The 18,934-nt window shown below is 40.3% G+C and carries 19 protein-coding genes and 1 other annotated feature; of the genes, 17 read left to right on the forward strand and 2 right to left on the reverse strand.

Translation table 11 applies throughout. The annotated features are described in order from the left end of the window. Positions 1-3: 3 nt before the first annotated feature. The 8 genes from B7E05_RS11035 (at position 4) to yajC (ending at position 5,766) form a co-directional block, all read left to right on the forward strand. On the forward strand, positions 4-504 hold the full coding sequence (locus B7E05_RS11035; protein WP_179134521.1) for a YhcN/YlaJ family sporulation lipoprotein: 501 nt from the start codon (positions 4-6) through the stop codon (positions 502-504). An 84-nt stretch (positions 505-588) separates the two neighbouring features. Continuing rightward, positions 589-1,320, forward strand: a complete 732-nt coding sequence (locus B7E05_RS11040) for a YebC/PmpR family DNA-binding transcriptional regulator (RefSeq protein WP_080874247.1) — start codon at positions 589-591, stop codon at positions 1,318-1,320. Positions 1,321-1,383: 63 nt separating this feature from the next. Then, the gene (gene ruvA, locus B7E05_RS11045) at positions 1,384-1,995 is read left to right on the forward strand and encodes a Holliday junction branch migration protein RuvA (RefSeq protein WP_080874248.1); all 612 of its coding nucleotides are present in this window, start codon (positions 1,384-1,386) and stop codon (positions 1,993-1,995) included. Between the two features lie 18 nt (positions 1,996-2,013). After that, the gene (ruvB, locus tag B7E05_RS11050) at positions 2,014-3,021 is read left to right on the forward strand and encodes a Holliday junction branch migration DNA helicase RuvB (RefSeq protein WP_080874249.1); all 1,008 of its coding nucleotides are present in this window, start codon (positions 2,014-2,016) and stop codon (positions 3,019-3,021) included. Then, positions 3,021-3,212 (forward strand): DUF2905 domain-containing protein, encoded by a 192-nt coding sequence (locus B7E05_RS11055; protein WP_080874250.1) that lies wholly within the window; start codon positions 3,021-3,023, stop codon positions 3,210-3,212. The genes ruvB and B7E05_RS11055 overlap by 1 nt, the downstream gene beginning before the upstream one ends. A 41-nt stretch (positions 3,213-3,253) precedes the next feature. Next, on the forward strand, positions 3,254-4,282 hold the full coding sequence (gene queA / locus B7E05_RS11060; RefSeq protein WP_080874251.1) for a tRNA preQ1(34) S-adenosylmethionine ribosyltransferase-isomerase QueA: 1,029 nt from the start codon (positions 3,254-3,256) through the stop codon (positions 4,280-4,282). A 59-nt stretch (positions 4,283-4,341) separates the two neighbouring features. After that, positions 4,342-5,481 (forward strand): tRNA guanosine(34) transglycosylase Tgt, encoded by a 1,140-nt coding sequence (gene tgt, locus B7E05_RS11065; protein WP_080874252.1) that lies wholly within the window; start codon positions 4,342-4,344, stop codon positions 5,479-5,481. A 15-nt stretch (positions 5,482-5,496) separates the two neighbouring features. After that, positions 5,497-5,766: a preprotein translocase subunit YajC gene (gene yajC, locus B7E05_RS11070; RefSeq protein WP_080874253.1), complete on the forward strand. Its 270-nt coding sequence runs from the start codon at positions 5,497-5,499 to the stop codon at positions 5,764-5,766. 64 nt (positions 5,767-5,830) lie between these two features. Here yajC and B7E05_RS11075 read toward each other — a convergent pair whose 3' ends face one another. Then, positions 5,831-6,214: a TIGR04086 family membrane protein gene (locus B7E05_RS11075; protein ID WP_080874254.1), complete on the reverse strand. Its 384-nt coding sequence runs from the start codon at positions 6,212-6,214 to the stop codon at positions 5,831-5,833. Positions 6,215-6,308: 94 nt separating this feature from the next. Then, positions 6,309-7,859 carry a stage V sporulation protein B gene (gene spoVB, locus B7E05_RS11080; RefSeq protein WP_080874255.1) on the reverse strand — a complete coding sequence of 517 codons (1,551 nt, stop codon included), beginning with the start codon at positions 7,857-7,859 and terminating at the stop codon, positions 6,309-6,311. 182 nt (positions 7,860-8,041) lie between these two features. Between spoVB and B7E05_RS11085 the strand changes: the two genes are divergently transcribed. The 9 genes from B7E05_RS11085 (at position 8,042) to hisS (ending at position 18,933) form a co-directional block, all read left to right on the forward strand. Continuing rightward, a complete protein-coding gene (locus B7E05_RS11085) occupies positions 8,042-8,341 on the forward strand; it encodes a post-transcriptional regulator (protein ID WP_080874256.1) in 300 nt (99 codons plus the stop codon). 44 nt (positions 8,342-8,385) lie between these two features. After that, positions 8,386-10,638 (forward strand): protein translocase subunit SecDF, encoded by a 2,253-nt coding sequence (gene secDF / locus B7E05_RS11090; RefSeq protein WP_080874257.1) that lies wholly within the window; start codon positions 8,386-8,388, stop codon positions 10,636-10,638. A gap of 189 nt (positions 10,639-10,827) precedes the next feature. Beyond that, a complete protein-coding gene (locus tag B7E05_RS11095; protein ID WP_080874258.1) occupies positions 10,828-11,205 on the forward strand; it encodes a LapA family protein in 378 nt (125 codons plus the stop codon). A 91-nt stretch (positions 11,206-11,296) separates the two neighbouring features. Then, on the forward strand, positions 11,297-13,606 hold the full coding sequence (gene recJ / locus B7E05_RS11100; RefSeq protein WP_080874259.1) for a single-stranded-DNA-specific exonuclease RecJ: 2,310 nt from the start codon (positions 11,297-11,299) through the stop codon (positions 13,604-13,606). After that, on the forward strand, positions 13,596-14,108 hold the full coding sequence (locus tag B7E05_RS11105) for an adenine phosphoribosyltransferase (RefSeq protein ID WP_080874260.1): 513 nt from the start codon (positions 13,596-13,598) through the stop codon (positions 14,106-14,108). The genes recJ and B7E05_RS11105 overlap by 11 nt, the downstream gene beginning before the upstream one ends. A 265-nt stretch (positions 14,109-14,373) precedes the next feature. Continuing rightward, positions 14,374-16,569, forward strand: coding sequence for a RelA/SpoT family protein (locus B7E05_RS11110; protein ID WP_080874261.1), 2,196 nt, complete (start codon positions 14,374-14,376; stop codon positions 16,567-16,569). Between the two features lie 15 nt (positions 16,570-16,584). Beyond that, complete coding sequence (gene dtd, locus B7E05_RS11115) at positions 16,585-17,031, forward strand: D-aminoacyl-tRNA deacylase (protein ID WP_080874262.1); 447 nt, start codon at positions 16,585-16,587, stop codon at positions 17,029-17,031. A gap of 77 nt (positions 17,032-17,108) precedes the next feature. Further along, the gene (locus B7E05_RS22155; RefSeq protein ID WP_179134522.1) at positions 17,109-17,282 is read left to right on the forward strand and encodes a sigma factor-like helix-turn-helix DNA-binding protein; all 174 of its coding nucleotides are present in this window, start codon (positions 17,109-17,111) and stop codon (positions 17,280-17,282) included. Positions 17,283-17,333: 51 nt separating this feature from the next. Next, positions 17,334-17,554, forward strand: a binding site (T-box leader). A 98-nt stretch (positions 17,555-17,652) separates the two neighbouring features. Beyond that, positions 17,653-18,933: a histidine--tRNA ligase gene (hisS, locus tag B7E05_RS11120; protein ID WP_080874263.1), complete on the forward strand. Its 1,281-nt coding sequence runs from the start codon at positions 17,653-17,655 to the stop codon at positions 18,931-18,933. Position 18,934: the final 1 nt, after the last annotated feature.

Below are 18,934 nucleotides of genomic sequence, written 5' to 3' on the forward strand. Positions count from 1 at the left end.
ATTATGTTGAAAATACGATATATATTTTATACTGCATCCATTATGTTATTGATGACAGGATGCGCCGATACAACGACTGAAAAGGATACAGGCAATGAGCAGTCTGTTCAGCCGATTCACTATGAAGAGAACAGAAACCAGACCCCTGCAGAACGAGGAAATGATGCTGGAAGGAGAGGTGGAAATCCGTCTTTACAATCTTTTGACAGGGAAGAAGCTGCTGCATTTCAAGAAAGGATTCGCAAACATCCAGAAGTAGAAGATGTACAGGTGGTTACCGAAGCCAATCGGATTGTTGTAGCTGCGCAAATGAAAAAAGGGACGGATAGGCGTGACTTTGAGGAAATAAGCAGAGATATTGAACAAATGCTGGACACAGATAAACAGCTGTTTATTTATAATAACACGGCAAAATGGGAGCGGGTGAAAGATTTTAATGCACGTGAGGAAGCAAACCAAATGGGGGAAGATACGGAACGCCTGTTTCAGGATCTGTTTGAATAGCTGCCAAAAAAAGAGGGTTTTCCTTTTCTGATGGGACTTTTTTTGATATAGTAAAAAAAGAGTTTCGAGAGAGGAGTATGTCTTATGGCTGGACATTCCAAATGGAAAAATATACAGAAGAGAAAAAATGCACAAGATGCAAAAAAAGGTAAAATTTTCATGAGACACGCAAAGGATATCTACTTGGCTGCAAAGAGCGGCGGCGGGGATATGGATACGAATGCTGCTTTAAGAACAGCTGTTGATAAAGCGAAAGCTGATAATATGCCAAACGATAATATAGAGAGAAATATTAAAAAAGCAACTGGAGCACTTGACGGTGCCACTTACGAGGAAATCACGTATGAAGGCTATGGCCCCGGTGGTGTGGCAGTAATTGTAAATGTGTTAACAGATAATAAAAATCGTACTGCTTCTGAAATCAGACACGCTTTTAAAAAGAATGGCGGAAATCTAGGTGAAAATGGAAGTGTCTCCTTTATGTTTGATCGTAAAGGTTACATTGTCATTGAAAATGAAGATGGATCCATTGATGAAGATACCATTACTTTAGATGCACTGGAAGCTGGAGCAGAAGATGTCAGTGTGGAAGATGACGCATATGAAATCTTCACGAGTCCAGAAGATTATCAGGATGTTGTTTCTTATTTAGAAGAACAGTCTTACAAGCTGGCTGATGCAGAAGTTACCTACATTCCACAAAATTATAATTCGCTGTCTCCTGAAGATGAAGAGAAGATGATGAAGTTAGTAGATGCCCTGGAAGAAAGTGAAGATGTGCAAGATGTTCATCATAATCTGGAGTCGAGTAAATAAACTTCTATTTTTTATAAATAGAAGTTTATTCATTGATTCCATCTGGAGCAAAAGGAGCTTAATATGATTGCATATATAAAAGGGAAGCTTACTTCAATAAAAGAGAATGCTGTCATTGTGGATGTACACGGGGTTGGGTATGAGATTCATTGTCCCAATCCTTATGTATTTGAACCGGAAATGAATCAGCAAGTCCAAATACATACGCATCATCATGTCCGGGAGGACGCACAAATTTTATTCGGGTTTCGAAATACGGATGAGAAATATTTATTTACGAAGCTTATCTCTGTATCAGGAATTGGTCCCAAAGGTGCTTTGGCAATCTTAGCCGGCGTTAATATTCAAGGTTTTATTTCGGCCGTTGAAAATGAAGATGAAAAATTTCTGACGACCTTTCCTGGAGTCGGGAAAAAAACGGCCCGTCAGATTATTTTGGACTTAAAAGGAAAGCTGGTTCATGATTTCGCTATAGAAAGTACTGCGGAGCAATCTTCTGAAGCAACAGCAGGCACCAGTGAACGCGAAATTGTTTCGGAAGCATTGGATGCCTTAAAAGCACTAGGCTTTACGTCAAGTGAACTGAAGAAAATTACGCCACAATTGAAATCAGACCAAACACTCACAAATACAGATGAGGTTATTCGTAAGGCATTTACACTATTAGCAAAATAATAGAAAGGAGTTTTATCCTTGGATGAACGGATGATTGACGGAAACCTGCAGGATGAGGATGTATCAATAGAGCAAAGTTTAAGACCGCTGCAATTAGAGGATTACATTGGTCAGCCCAAGGTAAAAGAGAATTTAAGTATCTTTATCCAAGCAGCAAAAATGCGGGAAGAACCACTTGACCATGTACTACTGTTCGGGCCGCCGGGATTGGGTAAAACAACACTGGCTTCTATTATTGCTAATGAGATGGGTGTTCAATTCAGGTCTACTTCCGGTCCGGCCATTGAGCGGGCAGGAGATTTAGCAGCCATTCTTTCTTCATTGGAGCCTGGCGATGTCTTGTTTATTGATGAAGTACACCGCCTTCCTCGTTCTGTGGAAGAAGTACTGTATCCGGCAATGGAAGACTTTTTTATCGATATCGTGATAGGGAGCGGGCCAAGTGCCCGGAGTGTACGTATTGATTTACCTCCGTTTACCCTGGTAGGGGCAACCACACGGTCAGGGCTGTTAAGTGCGCCGTTACGTGACCGGTTTGGGGTACTCAGCCGGCTCGAATATTACGATGTGGCGGACTTGCGTCAAATTGTCATGCGCACAGCCGATATATTTCATATGACTATCTCGGAAGATGCGGCTGTAGAAATTGCCAGCAGGTCCAGAGGGACACCGCGTATTGCCAATCGTTTATTAAAAAGAGTGCGTGATATTTCGCAGGTAAAAGGGGAAACAGAAATTAGTTTTGAAACATCCAGACAAGCTTTAAAAATGTTGCAAGTTGATGAATCCGGCTTGGATCATATTGACCATAAGCTGTTGAAAGAAATTATCGAAGGTTTTCAAGGCGGTCCCGTCGGCTTAGATACCATTGCAGCTACAATTGGAGAAGAATCGCAGACGATTGAAGAAGTATACGAACCCTTTCTGCTTCAATTAGGGTTTATTCAGCGGACTCCGAGAGGAAGAAAAGTTACCCCGAAAGCTTATGAACATTTTGGAATACCAATGGTAAATGGAGAAGAATAATGGGAAAAATGTTTATCATTGCCGGAATTGTTCTGATTGTCATTGGTTTACTTTGGTCGTTTATCGGGAGACTGCCGGGTGATTTTACATTCCAAAAAGGAAATATGACCTTTCATTTCCCGTTAATGACTTCCATTCTCGTTAGTGTTATATTGACGCTGATTTTGTTTATTATAAACAGGTTCAGATAAGTTTCGAACGATAAAGAAAGATAAGAAAGCAAGGGATGAACATGAATATAGAAGATTTTGATTTTGACCTGCCTGAGGAATTAATTGCGCAAACGCCGTTGAAAGATCGAAGTGCATCCAGATTATGTGTGTTGGATAAGCAGACAGGTCACATACAGCACCAGCATTTTTCAGATATTATAGACTATCTGCATGCAGGAGACTGTCTTGTTTTAAACGATACCAAGGTATTGCCGGCCCGTTTGTATGGTGTAAAAGAAGATACCGGTGCAAAGCTGGAGGTTCTTTTACTGCATCAAGAAGAAGGCGACAGCTGGGAAGTATTAGTAAAACCTGCCAAGAAAGTGAAAAAAGGTACCGTTATTGATTTCGGGGACGGCTTATTAAAAGCTGTTTGCACCGATATCAAAGAGCATGGTGGGCGTACAGTGGAATTTTCTTATCAAGGTATTTTTTATGAGATATTAGATGAGCTTGGTGAAATGCCGCTGCCGCCATATATTAAGGAACAACTGTCTGAAAAAGACCGTTACCAGACGGTGTATGCAAAAGAAAAAGGATCAGCTGCTGCACCTACTGCCGGTCTTCACTTTACCGATGAATTATTACAGCAGATAAGAGACAAAGGGGTCGAAATTGTTTTTATTACGCTCCATGTCGGACTCGGTACATTTCGCCCTGTCAGCGTAGATTCGGTGGAAGACCATACGATGCACAGTGAGTTTTATCGTATGTCCAAAGAGGCTAGTGAAGCATTGAATACTGCAAAGAGAGAGGGAAGAAGAATTATTTCGGTGGGCACGACTTCTACCCGCACATTGGAAACCATTGCCCGTGATCATCATGGTTCTTTTGCAGAAACAAGCGGCTGGACAGATATTTTTATCTATCCGCCTTATCAGTACCAGGCGATTGATGGTTTGATTACGAATTTTCATCTGCCTAAATCAACGCTTATTATGCTTGTCAGTGCTTTGGCCGGGAAAGATGAAGTGCTTCATGCATACCGCGAGGCGGTGAAAGAGCGTTACCGCTTTTTCAGTTTTGGGGATGCCATGCTAATTATCTAGCCTGATCATGTATAAATACGTTATGATATGTTTAGGCTGAAGAAAAGGGAAGATGAATGATGACACCGATAACGTATGAATTAATCAAAACAGATAAACAGACAGGAGCGAGACTTGGTCGTGTCCATACACCGCATGGTTCTTTTGATACACCCACTTTTATGCCGGTCGGTACACTCGCAACTGTAAAAACAATGAGTCCGGAAGAATTGCATGCGATGCAGGCAAATATTATCTTATCAAACACCTACCACTTGTGGCTGCGTCCGGGAGAAGATATTATTGAGGAAGCCGGCGGTCTGCATCAGTTTATGAATTGGGATAAAGCGATTTTGACAGATTCCGGTGGTTTTCAAGTATTCAGCTTGAGTGATATGCGCCAGATCGAGGAGAAAGGTGTTCATTTTCGAAACCATTTAAACGGGGAGAAACTTTTCTTATCACCGGAAAAAGCAATGCATATCCAAAATGCGTTGGGATCCGATATTATGATGGCATTTGATGAATGTCCTCCGTACCCTGCGGCATATGATTATATGAAGTCATCTGTTGAACGGACTTCCAGGTGGGCTGAACGTTGTCTCGAAGCGCATAAGCGTCCGGAAACCCAAGGATTATTCGGAATTGTTCAAGGTGGCGAATATGAAGAACTGCGGAAACAGAGTGCAAGAGATTTAGTCTCCCTCGACTTTCCCGGCTATGCGATTGGGGGATTATCAGTCGGTGAACCGAAAGACGTTATGAATCACATGCTGGAATTCACGACGCCATTATTACCGGCGAATAAACCAAGGTATTTAATGGGGGTAGGATCTCCGGACGCACTTATTGATGGTGCGATGCGCGGCATTGATATGTTTGATTGTGTGCTGCCGACCCGGATTGCCAGAAATGGAACCTGCATGACTTCAAACGGCAGATTAGTCGTTCGGAACGCAAAATATGCACGTGATTTCACGCCGATAGACGAGCATTGTGACTGTCATGTTTGTAAAAATTACACAAGAGCTTACATTCGTCATTTAATAAAATGCAACGAAACATTCGGATTCCGACTTACGACTTATCATAACCTGCATTTTCTGTTAAAATTAATGGAGCAAGTCCGAACTGCTATAAGAGAAGATCGACTTGGTGACTTCAAAGAGTCATTCTTTGAACAATATGGATTGAATCAGGAGAATCCAAAGAACTTTTAGGAAGGAGTGGAACATATGGGAGCTGAAATGATTACGCCAATTCTATGGATTGTACTTATGTTTGCTATTTTTTACTTCTTACTTATCCGTCCGCAGCAAAAGCGTCAGAAACAAGTAAGACAGATGCAAGATAGTATTCAAAAAGGCAACGATATTGTAACTATCGGCGGTCTTCATGCGAAAATCCATGCGATTGATGAAGGCACAATTGTGTTAATTACTGAAGAAGGAACAAAATTAACATATGACCGTTCTGCAATCAGGGAAGTAAAACAAGAAGCATAATGAAAAAAGCTAATGGCTATGTCATTAGCTTTTTTTCATAGGAAGTAATGATAGAATCTGCAGCCTATTTCTCTTCTGCAGGACTTGAAAAATTAACCCCGATAATTCCTCCCAATATGGCCGCAATCAGATAAAATCCGTGATACATCGCTTGTGACAAAGTGAAGCCCTGTTGGTATCCGAGAAACTGCACCAGAAAAACAAATCCGGTAAATCCTATTCCAATCAACACACCTAACAGCCATCCCTTTGCTTTTCCTTTTAAGCCGGTAATGAATCCGCATGTAAATAGAATAACCAGTCCGATGATGAAAGTAGTCCAGGATAATGTGGTTTCTTTCATATCTATCATTTTTAAAAACAGTCCCAATGCAAAGCTTGAGATAAAAAGCAAACCGAACAATATAATCCAACCATAGAGCAAGGATGTCCATTGCATTTTTTCCATTGTTTCATCTCCTCCTAAGTTTGTTCCTTATTCTAAATTTATGCTTGGACATTTTATTTAGAAGAAATATTTATAAGACAAGCAAGCTGGAATATCACTTCTTTTTTAATAAAAAAGGCATTTGTTTTAATTCTTCTCTTCGTACGAATCGTAATAGGATTAATAAGATAAAATAAATCAATACAATGACCACCAGCAGGGAAATAAATGTAATGATGTTTGCATCCCCTGTGTAGAATTGGTTTTTTATATAATAAGTCAGGAGGAAAGTGGTTCCTACTAAAGTGATCATTCGAAAGATTTCCTTTACGGCAGGGAAATAATTGATTTCTTTTTTCAGTACAGCAATGTGAAGCAACGTAACCAGGACAACGTTGGCACAGATAGCAATAGCTGCTCCTCGAATGCCCAAATTAGAACTTGTTGCCAATAACAGCATCGTACCGAATTTTAAAATAACACCAATCAAGGTATTCCACATCGCGGGCTGGGCTAAGTCCAAAGCTTGAAGCGCTGCCTGAAGCGGTGCCTGAATATATAAAAATAAGAAAAATGGTGCCATGATAATCAGTAAGGGAGCGGCAGAATCTGAATGATACATCAGATGCAGCAAATCTGCAGCAAATAAGGTCATTATAATTGTGGCTAATGCGCCTGATGCAAAAGAAATCCGAATAGATTGGTGGATTCGGTTATGAATGAGTTCTGTTTGCTTTTTAGCTGCGGCTTCTGAAATAGAAGGGACCAGCGCAATTGATAAGGAGCTTGTAATAAATGTCGGTAAAAATAATAACGGCATGGTATACCCCATTAACTCTCCATATTGTTTTGTTGCAACTGCTGTTGTAACACCAGCTAAAGCAAGCGACTGAACAATAATAATCGGATCGAGAAAATTAGAGATCGAACCAATCATTCTATTTCCCAATGTCGGCATGGAAATGGATAACAGCTCTTTAGCAGTTCCTTTACCGGATAGAACGGTTTCTGTAAAGTGTTTTCGTATTTTTAACTTTCTTTTTTGACGAAAATTCCGAATCATGTATAGGAGAGATGCAAATTCACCGATAATGATACTGAACATGGCACCGGCAGCTGCGTATTCTACGCCATAAGGCAGAAGAATATAAATAAATATGCCAACAAATGCAATGCGGACAAGTTGCTCCAAAACTTGAGCAATGCTTTGAGGTTTCATATTTTGTTTCCCTTGAAAATATCCCCTTAATACTGCGGAAACAGCTGCAATAGGAATAATCGGACTAATAACAACCAGGGGAAGCAATACACGTTGATCGGTAAACAGGGTAACCGACAGTATTGGAGCAGCCAGTATCAACAGTACAGTAAACAGGATGCTTGCACTTAGCGTAATAGCAAGAGACACAGCAACAATCTGTTTTATTTTTTTGGAATCATTTTGTGCATCTGCTTCCGCTACACGCTTGGAAATAGCAACAGGAAGTCCAAATTGTGTCAATGTCATTACTAAAAATAAAGTAGGCAAAGCCATCATATAAAGGCCGACACCTTCCTCACCCATAAAGCGCGCTACCACCATGCGGTTAATAAAGCCCATAAAACGGGTAAGCATCCCGGCGATAATTAATATCAATGCTCCTTGGATAAAGGATTGTTTTGTCATTTGTGTTGCCCCGCCTTCTCAAAAAAATAAATTTGATATACAATGATATATATGCTGTATGGTGGACAAACCATGACAGTTGAATGAAAAAGGCGTACAATAAGAAGACGTATTAGAGGATGTCTAAAAGTTATTCGTAAGCACTTCATAGAGATTAGACAGAAATGGTGGGATGAAATGAAATGGACAACCAACATGTAGACGCATGGAAAGAAATGATTTATCCGGCACTGAAAAGCAAGCAGGAGGAGTTAGAAATGCTTGGTTATGAACAGGCAACGCCGGAAGAAGTGTGGAAGTGCCTTTCAGTGAAAATTTGGAAAGGTAATCCTGAAAAAAAATTGCATGAAATGGTTCAGGATATTTTTCATTTGAAATCATCTGTTTATTTAAGTTATTTAACGATACAATCCTATGAAAATGATGATCTGGCTGCTTCCGTGGAAGCGTTGCTGGGTAATCCGGAAAACACGGAAAATTAATGTCCGTTAGAAAAGGTTGATATATGAAGGAGGAAGCGCAAACGATGAAAAAAAGAGGCAGAATCGTTGCCTTTTTTCTTGTCATCGCAGTTTTGGCAGGAGTAATTGGAACAACGTTCAGCAGTCTGGCAAGTAATGTGAATCTTGGTTTGGATTTGCAGGGAGGCTTTGAGGTCTTATATGAAGTTGAACCTGTTGAAGAAGGCCAGGAAATTTCTGAAAGTCTAATGGAAGGAACCGTGGAAACGCTGAATGACCGTGTGAATCGGCTCGGAATCAGTGAAGCGGATATTAATATAGAAGGAGATGACCGGATTCGGGTACAGCTTGCCGGAGTGGAAAACCAAGCAGAAGCAAGAGAGTTACTGTCTTCATCAGCACAATTATCTTTCAGAGATGTGAATGATGAAGAGTACTTGGATGGTTCTGATATTGTAGATGGCAGCGCCAGTCAGGATTATAACCCGAATACCAATGCGCCGATTGTTACTTTGCAATTGAAAGATGCCTCCAAATTCGGAGAGGTCACGGAAGAAATCAGTCAAATGACGGATAATCGCATGGCCATCTGGATGGACTATCAGGAAGGCGAAGATTCTTTCGAGGAGGAAATGTCCAAAGAAGATCCGAAATATGTCTCTGCTCCAGCAGTGAGCGAACCAATTCATTCCAGTGATGTCATGATTGAAGGAGATTTTACGGTAGATTCGGCACAGCAAATGGCCGATATTATTAATTCCGGTTCCCTTGACGTACATATGAATGAAGTTTTCTCGACATCTGTAGGTGCACAATTCGGTGAACAGGCATTAAATGAAACGGTTATTGCCGGAATGATCGGGATCGCGCTAATTATTCTTTATCTATGCGTGTTTTATCGTTTCAGCGGCATTATTGCCTCCATTAATTTAGTTGTCTATGTATTCCTGGTTGTGTTAATTTTTGAACTGTTGAACGGGGTATTAACATTGCCCGGTATAGCTGCCCTGATTTTGGGGGTAGGAATGGCAGTCGATGCGAACGTCATTACGTTTGAACGTATTAAAGAGGAATTACGTCTCGGTAAGTCTGTAAAAGCTGCCTTTCAATCCGGGAACAAAAACTCATTTATAACTATACTAGATGCCAACTTGACGACATTAATTGCAGCAGGCGTACTTTTTGCGTTTGGTACAAGTTCTGTTAAAGGCTTTGCGACCATGCTGATTATCAGTATCGTTGTCAGCTTTATCACTGCTGTATTCGGTTCAAGAGTCTTCTTAAACTTATGGGTGCAAAGCGGCTTTTTGAGAAAGAGAAAAGGCTGGCTCGGTGTGAATAAGAATCAAATTCAGGACATTGAAGATGGCGAAGAACAGGAGCCGACCATTTTTGGAAAACAAGCTCATATTACCAATCATCGCAAGAAGTTCTTTACCTTTTCTTTACTGTTAATTGTTATTGGAGCCGTTGTCCTTGGTATCTTCCGAATTAATCCGGGGGTTGACTTTACAAGTGGTACTCGGGTAGAAGTCGTCGCTGACGACAGTTTGACAGAAGAAGAAATAGAATCTGAATTTGCGACATTAGGTTATGAAACAAACTCCGTCAATTTATCTGGGGAAAACAATGAAATTGGTGTTGCCCGTTTTGATACAGTTCTTGATGAAGACGAAGTTGATACGGTACAGCAGCATTTCGCAGATAAATATGGGCAAGAACCGAGTACAAGTGTAGTATCACCAGTTGTCGGACAGGAACTTGTGAGAAATGCGATATTAGCAGTGGCTATTGCGTCTGTATTTATTATTGCGTATATCGCCATCCGTTTTGAGCCTTTCTTTGGTGTGACAGCTATTCTGACACTCCTGCATGATGTATTTTTCATGCTGGTTGCGTTCAGTGTCACACAAATAGAGTTTGATGTCACGATTGTAGCGGCCATTTTGACGATTATTGGTTATTCCCTGAATAATACCATCGTTATTTTTGACCGAATCAGAGAAAACATCCGTTTAGAAAAGCGGGTGAAATCCTTTAAAAAACTTGCAGAAGTGGTGAACAGAAGTATCGTTCAATCATTTACGCGGACAATGAATACTTCTATCACGACTGTTGTTGCAGTAGTTGCCTTTATGGTACTTGGCGCATCATCTATATGGAGTTTCGCTTTTGCGTTATTAATCGGATTAATAGCCGGAACGTATTCTTCCTTATTCCTTGCTTCCCAGCTCTGGCTGGTATGGAGAGGACGAAAAGTGAAAGATAAGCCGGTTGATTTCCGGAAGAAAGAAAGAGTAGATGGTCCGCAAGTGTAGATAATAAAAAGCGGTAAACAAAAAAGAGAGCTTTCAAAATGGTAATGCCTTTGGAAAAACTTATTAATAAGGTTTTGTGGCAGGATCATTTAAAAATGAAAGCTCTCTTTTCTATATTGAGTGCTTAAAATCATACGTAATCGGGTAATGAATGGATAGCAACTATTTTTTAATGATGGAGGAAGATTTATGAATGGACAAGTCTATGTCATACTAGCAATTATATTTGTGATTATTGTTGCTGTATTTGCTGTTATCAACGTGGATCCTGTCGCAGTGGATTATTTATTCTGGACGACGGATTCTCCTTTGATCCTGGTTATTCTCTTTTCTGTATTAATGGGAGGATTAATTACTGCGGCAGTAGGAGCGATTCGACTTTACAGAGCATATCATGAAGTCAAAAAACTACGTACAGAAAATGAGCGTTTGAAAAAACGTCTGGTCGCGCACGGAATTACAGATGAGCAAGTTAAGGAAAATACTAACGGTAAGGAAGATACAGCAACATCCCGAAAAGAAAAGCGTAATGAAGGAAGACAAGCGAAAAGAACAGATAAAGAATAATCTGTCTTATTCATTTCCTTTATCAATGAGAATAATCTATTTGATGCCCCTGGCTTACTTTGTGTATAATAAGTAGGTCAGGGGTGAATTTATGCTATCAAGTAAAGCAAATTGGAAATATATAAACCATCCTCCTGCAGAGGAGAGAGATTCGATAGACATAGCGATATCGCCTATTGTAAAGGATCTATTTTTGCAAAGAGGCATTACGACAACCGAAGAAGTAAAACAATTTATGCGTCCTGATTTAAGCCACTTACAGGATCCATTTTTATTAACTGGAATGGAAAAAGCGGTGAATCGAATCAAGGAAGCAGCTGATAATCATGAAAAAATTGTTGTATACGGGGATTACGATGCCGATGGTGTCAGTTCTACCGTTGTTCTGCTGCATGCTTTGAAAAAAATTGGCGCAGAATGTGAATACTATATTCCAAATCGATTTACAGAAGGATATGGACCCAACGAGGCCGCATTCCGGGAGCTTCAGCAAGCAGGTTTCGATTTGATTATTACGGTCGATACAGGAATTGCTTCCGTTCATGAGGCGGAAGTAGCCAAAGAAATCGGTATAGATGTCATTATTACCGATCACCATGAACCCCAGTCAGAAATACCGGATTGTTATACCATTATTCATCCCAAACTGTCTGAGAACTATCCCTTTAAAGAGCTTGCAGGTGTGGGTGTTTCTTTGAAATTAGCGCAAGCTTTAATCGGTGAACTGCCTGAGGAAGTACTTCCGTTTGCAGCGATTGGCACGATTGCGGATTTGGTACCATTGGTTTCGGAAAACCGGATTCTGGCGACATACGGATTAAAAAAAATGCAATCAACGACGTATGCAGGGTTGAATGCTTTGAAACAAGTCTGTCGTATAGAGGGGAACCCGACAGAAGAGGATATCGGCTTTCGAATTGGCCCGCGGTTAAACGCAGTAGGGCGACTTGGAGACGCAGATTTGGCTGTTGACCTTTTGTTGGAGGAAGATGCTGACATTGCCTTGGAAATGGCGAATGAAATCAATTATATTAACGAACAGCGCAAGAAAATTGTCCAGGATATTGTAGACGAAGCAATGGAAATGGTTCAAACGGATAAACGGATTATTATTGTAGCTAAAGAAGGCTGGAATGAAGGAGTATTAGGTATCGTTGCTTCCAAATTAGTCCAAAAATATGACCGTCCAGCTATTGTTCTTGCGGTAAAACCGGACCAAGGTATTGTAAAGGGATCTGCACGAAGTATTCCGGCATTTGATTTATTTGAGGGCTGCATGACTGTCAGAGAGCTGTTCACACAATTTGGCGGGCATGCACAGGCAGCAGGGATGACCTTGCCTGCAGAGAATATGGAACGATTAGAAACGGCTTTGAACAACTTACTTTTTGAGAATTTGTCAGAAGAAGATTTTAAGCAGGAATTATATATTAATGCTATATTAGATATGGAAGATATTCATGTTTCTCTGATTGAGGAAATAGAAAAGCTTTCCCCATTTGGTATGGGCAATCCGAAGCCGTTATTCGAGCTGAATGGCGTTCCCAAAGAAGTTCGTCAGATTGGAAGCAGGAAAAACCATTTGAAAATGCAATTTGCTTCTGCGAATACACAAATGGATATGGTTGGTTTTGGATTTGGGGAGCTAAAAGAAGCGATTTCTCCGTATACGGAGGTAGCTGTTGCGGGCGAACTATCTATTAATGAGTGGAATGGCAAAAGAAATGCACAATTAATGCTGGAAGACGTAAAAATTACGGAATGGCAGCTTTTTGACTTTCGCGGAAAGAAAGCGGAGCAATTACTTCCAGACACAGCGAAAGAAGTCTTTGTATGCGGCGAGCTTACGCAAATTGCTGAACAGCAAAAGGCATACACCTATCAAGAGGCGCTTTCTGCGGATCTCTGTTCTTATCAAACAATCGGTTTTACAGAGCTTCCGGCGTCGTTACAGGATATGCAGGAAATTATCCGGCAAGTAAACCCGGATAATATTGTTATTGCGATACGCAGGGTTCCGAACCAATATCCATTTCAGTTTCCTTCCCGGAAAGAATTTATAGACTATTACAGCTTGATTAAACAGCATAAGAAGTTTCGGATTGCTGAGATGCAAACAGCAATTGAGCAGCATCGAGGTTGGAACGAAGCAAAAGTCAAATTTATGTCCGATGTATTTGTAGATTTGGGTTTTGCTGAAGAAAAGGATGGCTGGCTTCGCTATACGGCACCAGCAACGAAGAAGGATTTATCCGAATCCGTGATTTATCAACATTGTATGAAACAAAAGGAAGCAGAGCGTATACTTATTTATTCTAATTACCAGGATTTGAAAAAATGGTTTGAATCTTGCATGGATACGTCTACGAACCAAAAGGAGGAAGCAGTGTATGGATTATAAAGAGTATATAGAAATTGTTGAGAATTGGCCAAAAGAAGGAATCCGTTTTAAAGACATTACACCATTAATGGCGGACGGCCCCGCTTTTAAATCAGCTGTGGATGAAATTGTCGAATATGCAAAAGAAAGAGAAATTGATGTCGTTGTAGGCCCGGAAGCAAGAGGGTTTATTGTCGGCTGCCCAGTTTCCTATGCTTTGGAAATCGGTTTTGCGCCGGTCCGAAAAGAAGGAAAACTACCAAGGGAAGTCATCAAGGTGGATTATGGACTCGAATACGGAAAGAATGTATTAACCATTCACAAAGACGCGATTCAACCCGGCCAGCGAGTATTAATTACGGATGACCTCCTGGCAACAGGCGGTACCATTGAAGCAACCATTCATTTAGTAGAACAGCTTGGCGGAATCGTTGCCGGCTGTGCTTTTCTGGTGGAACTAGGCTATCTGGACGGTAAAGATAAATTAGAAGGCTATGATGTGCTTACAATCATGACCTATTAGAGAATACTTAAAAAGAGTCAAACAGAGCTAAATCCTGTCTTGACTCTTTTTGTATAGATTTTTAATAACTGTGCAGCAGGTTTTTAGTTGGACATACATATATGAAAAGTCTTATAATAGTAATTATTATCGAAACCTGTTTTAAAATCGGAGAAGTATAAAGGGTTTTAAACAAAAGGAATGGCTTCAAGCTTTCAGACACTTGTTGCTATTTTTATTTTATAAAATAATATAATGAATATTGAAGGTAAATAAAGGTGATTACATGGCAAAAGATGAAAATGTCAACATTACAGATATTGTAGAAAAAACAAGCGAATATTTATCTGATGAAGATGTTGCCTTGATTGAACGTGCTTATGAATTTGCGAGAGAGGCGCATAAAGACCAATTTCGTAAATCCGGTGAGCCATATATTATACATCCGGTACAAGTAGCAGGAATCCTTGCTGAACTGTTAATGGACGCAGAAACGATTTCAGCCGGGTTTCTTCATGATGTGATTGAGGATACCGATGTTACTTTCGAACAATTGGAAGAAGCATTCAATCATGAGATAGCTGCACTTGTAGATGGAGTAACCAAACTCGGGAAAATCCGCTATGAAACAAAAGAAGCACAGCAGGCAGAAAATCATCGCAAAATGTTTGTGGCAATGGCGAGAGATATCCGTGTTATCATGATTAAACTCGCTGACAGATTGCATAATATGAGGACGTTAAAACATTTACCACCAGAAAAGCAGAGACGTATTTCCAATGAAACGCTGGAAATCTTTGCTCCGCTTGCCCACCGGCTGGGAATATCAACGATTAAATGGGAGCTGGAAGATACAGCTTTACGTTATTTGAATCCACAGCAATATTATCGGATTGTACAGTTGATGAAACAAAAACGGGAAGAAAGGGAATCTTACATTCAGGAAGTAATGGACGACCTTTCGCAAGAATTTGAAGCTGTCCATATTAAAGCAGAGATGTCCGGCAGGCCGAAGCATTTATACAGTATTTATCAAAAAATGGTTAATCAGAAAAAGCAGTTTAATGAAATATATGACCTGCTTGCTGTCCGGATTTTAGTTGATAATATCAAAGACTGTTATGCCGTCTTAGGTATTATTCATACGAATTGGAAGCCGATGCCGGGCAGATTTAAAGACTATATTGCCATGCCGAAGCAAAATCTGTACCAATCTTTGCACACGACGGTCATCGGGCCTAAAGGGGATCCGCTCGAAGTGCAAATCCGAACAAAGGAAATGCATGATATTGCCGAATATGGTATTGCTGCACACTGGGCTTATAAAGAAGGGAAGCAGGCGAAAGGGAAAAGCTCCTTCGAAGAAAAATTATCATGGTTTCGGGAAATCTTGGAGTGGCAGAGTGATACACATGATGCAGAAGAATTTATGGAATCACTGAAGATTGATTTATTCTCGGACATGGTTTATGTGTTCACACCAAAAGGAGAAGTTATTGAATTGCCGTCCGGATCGATTCCAATCGATTTTGCCTATAAAATTCATACAGAGATTGGTAATAAAACAATCGGCGCAAAAATTAATGGCAAAATGGAGCCTTTAGACTATACATTACAAAACGGAGATATTGTGGATGTCATGACATCCAAGCATTCCTATGGTCCATCTCAGGACTGGCTGAAAATGGTTCAAACATCTCAAGCCAAAAGTAAAATCAAACAATTTTTCAAAAAACAACAGCGTGATGAAAATATTGTTAAAGGAAGAGAAGCGGTTGAAAGAGAAATTCGGGCTTTTGATATTGATCCGAAAGAAGTATTAACACAGGATAATTTACAGCGCATTTTTGATAAATTTAATTTTACAAATGAAGATGATATGTATGCTGCTGTCGGTTATCAGGGAATTACGGCATCACTTATCGCTACCCGGCTGACAGAAAAAATCCGCCATTCGAGAGAAGTCGATCGAGATCTGGAAACAAAGATAGAAGAAGTCAAAACAGATAAAGCAAGACCATCCTCTAAGAAAGATTCCGGCATTGAAGTGGCGGGAGTAAATAATTTACTTGTACGCATAGCGAAGTGTTGTAATCCCGTACCTGGTGATGATATTTTAGGTTACATTACAAAAGGCAGAGGGGTTTCTGTCCACCGTGCGGACTGTCCGAATGTACAAACGGATGAAGCGAGGCAGCGTTATATTGATGTCAAATGGAAAACACAGTCTGCAGAAAATAAACAATATCATGTGGACCTGGAGATTACCGGTTATGACCGCCGTGGTCTGCTGAATGAAGTATTGCAGGCAGTGAATGGAACAAAAACAAATATTACGCATGTGAACGGCAGATCAGACCGTAATAAAATGGCTGTGATTCAACTAACTATTTTAATTCATAACACCAATCACTTGAAAAAAGTAGTAGAACGAATCAAACAAATTCGGGAAGTGTATACCGTGACCAGAACAGTTCAATAAGGAGCGTTTATTTTTATGAAAGTAGTATTGCAACGGGTGAAGGAAGCTTCTGTCACCGTCCAAGAAGAAAAAATCGGTGCTATACAAAAAGGGTTTCTTCTGCTTGTCGGTGTCACACATGAAGACACGGAGGAAGACGTAAATTATCTTGTTAATAAGATTGTCCATTTGCGTATTTTCGAAGATGAAGATGGGAAAATGAATCGATCTCTGAAAGATACAGGCGGAAGTATATTGTCTGTGTCACAGTTTACATTATATGGAGATACCAAAAAAGGCAGACGTCCAAGCTTTATCAAAGCAGCGAAGCCGAATCAGGCCGAGTCGGTATATCATGCCTTTAACCAAGCCTTGCGTACGGAAGGGATTGTTACGGAGACAGGCGAATTTGGAGCGATGATGGACGTACAGCTGATCAATGACGGTCCGGTTACATTAATTATTGATAGTAAAGACAGATGAAAATAGGTTGAAGAATAAGGTGTGTGTGTTGTGGAGATGCTATAAAAACGTTTCGTGATAAAAGGAGAATGTAAGGAATGCATCGACATATAAAACAGCGTAATGCCAATGATTATTCTGATTTGCTGATGGTTGATTTTCATCATTTTCTGCAAATGGAAAAGTCAGCAACGTATTTAGAAATAGCAACGGAGCTTGGTATTTCCATTCAGGAAGTGAAACAATTGAAAAAAAGAGCTGGTCGTTCTTGACATTGCGTCTAACTAACCTTATTATTATAATCATTCCATAAAATTAAATGAATCAAACCGTCGAAGGAAAAAAGTAATATAAGTGCCGGTAGCAAGAGAGTAGTTGTCATTGGCTGGAAGCAACTATCTATACAGCTTATATGAAAGACATTCCAGAGGATTTATATCGAAATAGAGGAGTAGATATAAACGTGTTGCAGGCGTTAACTGATAAAGGTGGATATCTTTTTGATATCAACTAGGGTGGCAACGCGGGTAAACCCGTCCCTTATTTGTTTATAAGGGACGGGTTTTTTGTATTGTTAGTTAAAATATGACGTTTACCTGTTATCAACGCTAATGTCTTGTATATTTGTAAGGAGGAAACAAAATGGCTATGAAAGCGCCGAGAGGTACCGTGGATATTTTGCCGGAAGAGACGGCAAAATGGCAATATGTTGAAAAACAAATCAAAGAAATTTGTGATGCTTATTATTATCACGAAATACGCACGCCGATATTTGAGCACACAGAAGTTTTCCAGCGTGGTGTCGGGGATTCTACCGATATTGTTCAAAAGGAAATGTATACATTTGAAGACCGGGGAGGCAGAAGCATTACACTCCGTCCGGAAGGAACTGCTGCTGTAGCCCGTGCATTTGTAGAAAATAAACTGTTTGGCAGTCCAGATTTACCAGAAAAGTTGTATTACTTCGGTTCCATGTTCCGTTATGAACGACCGCAAAAGGGAAGAATGCGGCAGTTAAACCAGTTTGGTGTGGAAGCGATGGGGAGTGAAGACCCAGCTGTAGATGCGGAAGTCATTGATTTGGCAATGCAAATTTATCAGCGCTTGGGTCTGAAATCGCTGAAGCTTGTGATTAACTCATTAGGTGATAAAGAAAGCCGTCAAGCACATCGCGACGCACTTGTGGCTCACTTTGATCCATATCGAGAGGAACTTTGTGCAGATTGTCAGGCACGATTGGACAACAATCCGTTACGTGTACTGGACTGCAAAAAAGACCGTGATCATCCGGCCATGCAAACAGCACCATCCATCTTAAACTATCTAAATGAACAATCCCAAACTTATTTTGAACAGGTTAAGGCATATTTGGATGCGATGGGTATTCCTTATGTAGTAGATCCGAATTTAGTTCGCGGATTAGATTACTATAATCACACAGCATTTGAAATTATGAGTGAAGCTGATGGGTTTGGTGCTATTACAACATTAGCAGGCGGTGGAAGATACGATGGTTTAATTAATGAATTTGGCGGTCCAAACACACCGGGAATCGGTTTCGGAATGGGACTGGAGCGGTTATTAATGGCGCTTCAGGTAGAAGGTGTTGACATTCCTGTTGATACTGGACTGGATTGTTATGTGGCAGGTTTCGGATCTGAAAAAGTGCGCTTAGAAACTGTAAAACTCGTTCATCAGTTGCGTTCTGCTGGAGTCCAGGTGGATACGGATTATCAGTACCGCAAAATGAAAGGACAGCTGAAAGCCGCTGACCGTCTGGGAGCAAAATTTGTATTCTTTTTAGGCGATGATGAAATAGAAAAACAAATCATAACCGTTAAAAATATGGAAACCGGCGATCAAAAAGAAATATCAATGGATAATGTAATAAACGAATTTAAAGCGTTATTGGAGGAGATTTAGA

Source organism: Oceanobacillus timonensis (assembly GCF_900166635.1).
In the GTDB taxonomy this organism is placed as follows: domain Bacteria; phylum Bacillota; class Bacilli; order Bacillales; family Amphibacillaceae; genus Oceanobacillus; species Oceanobacillus timonensis.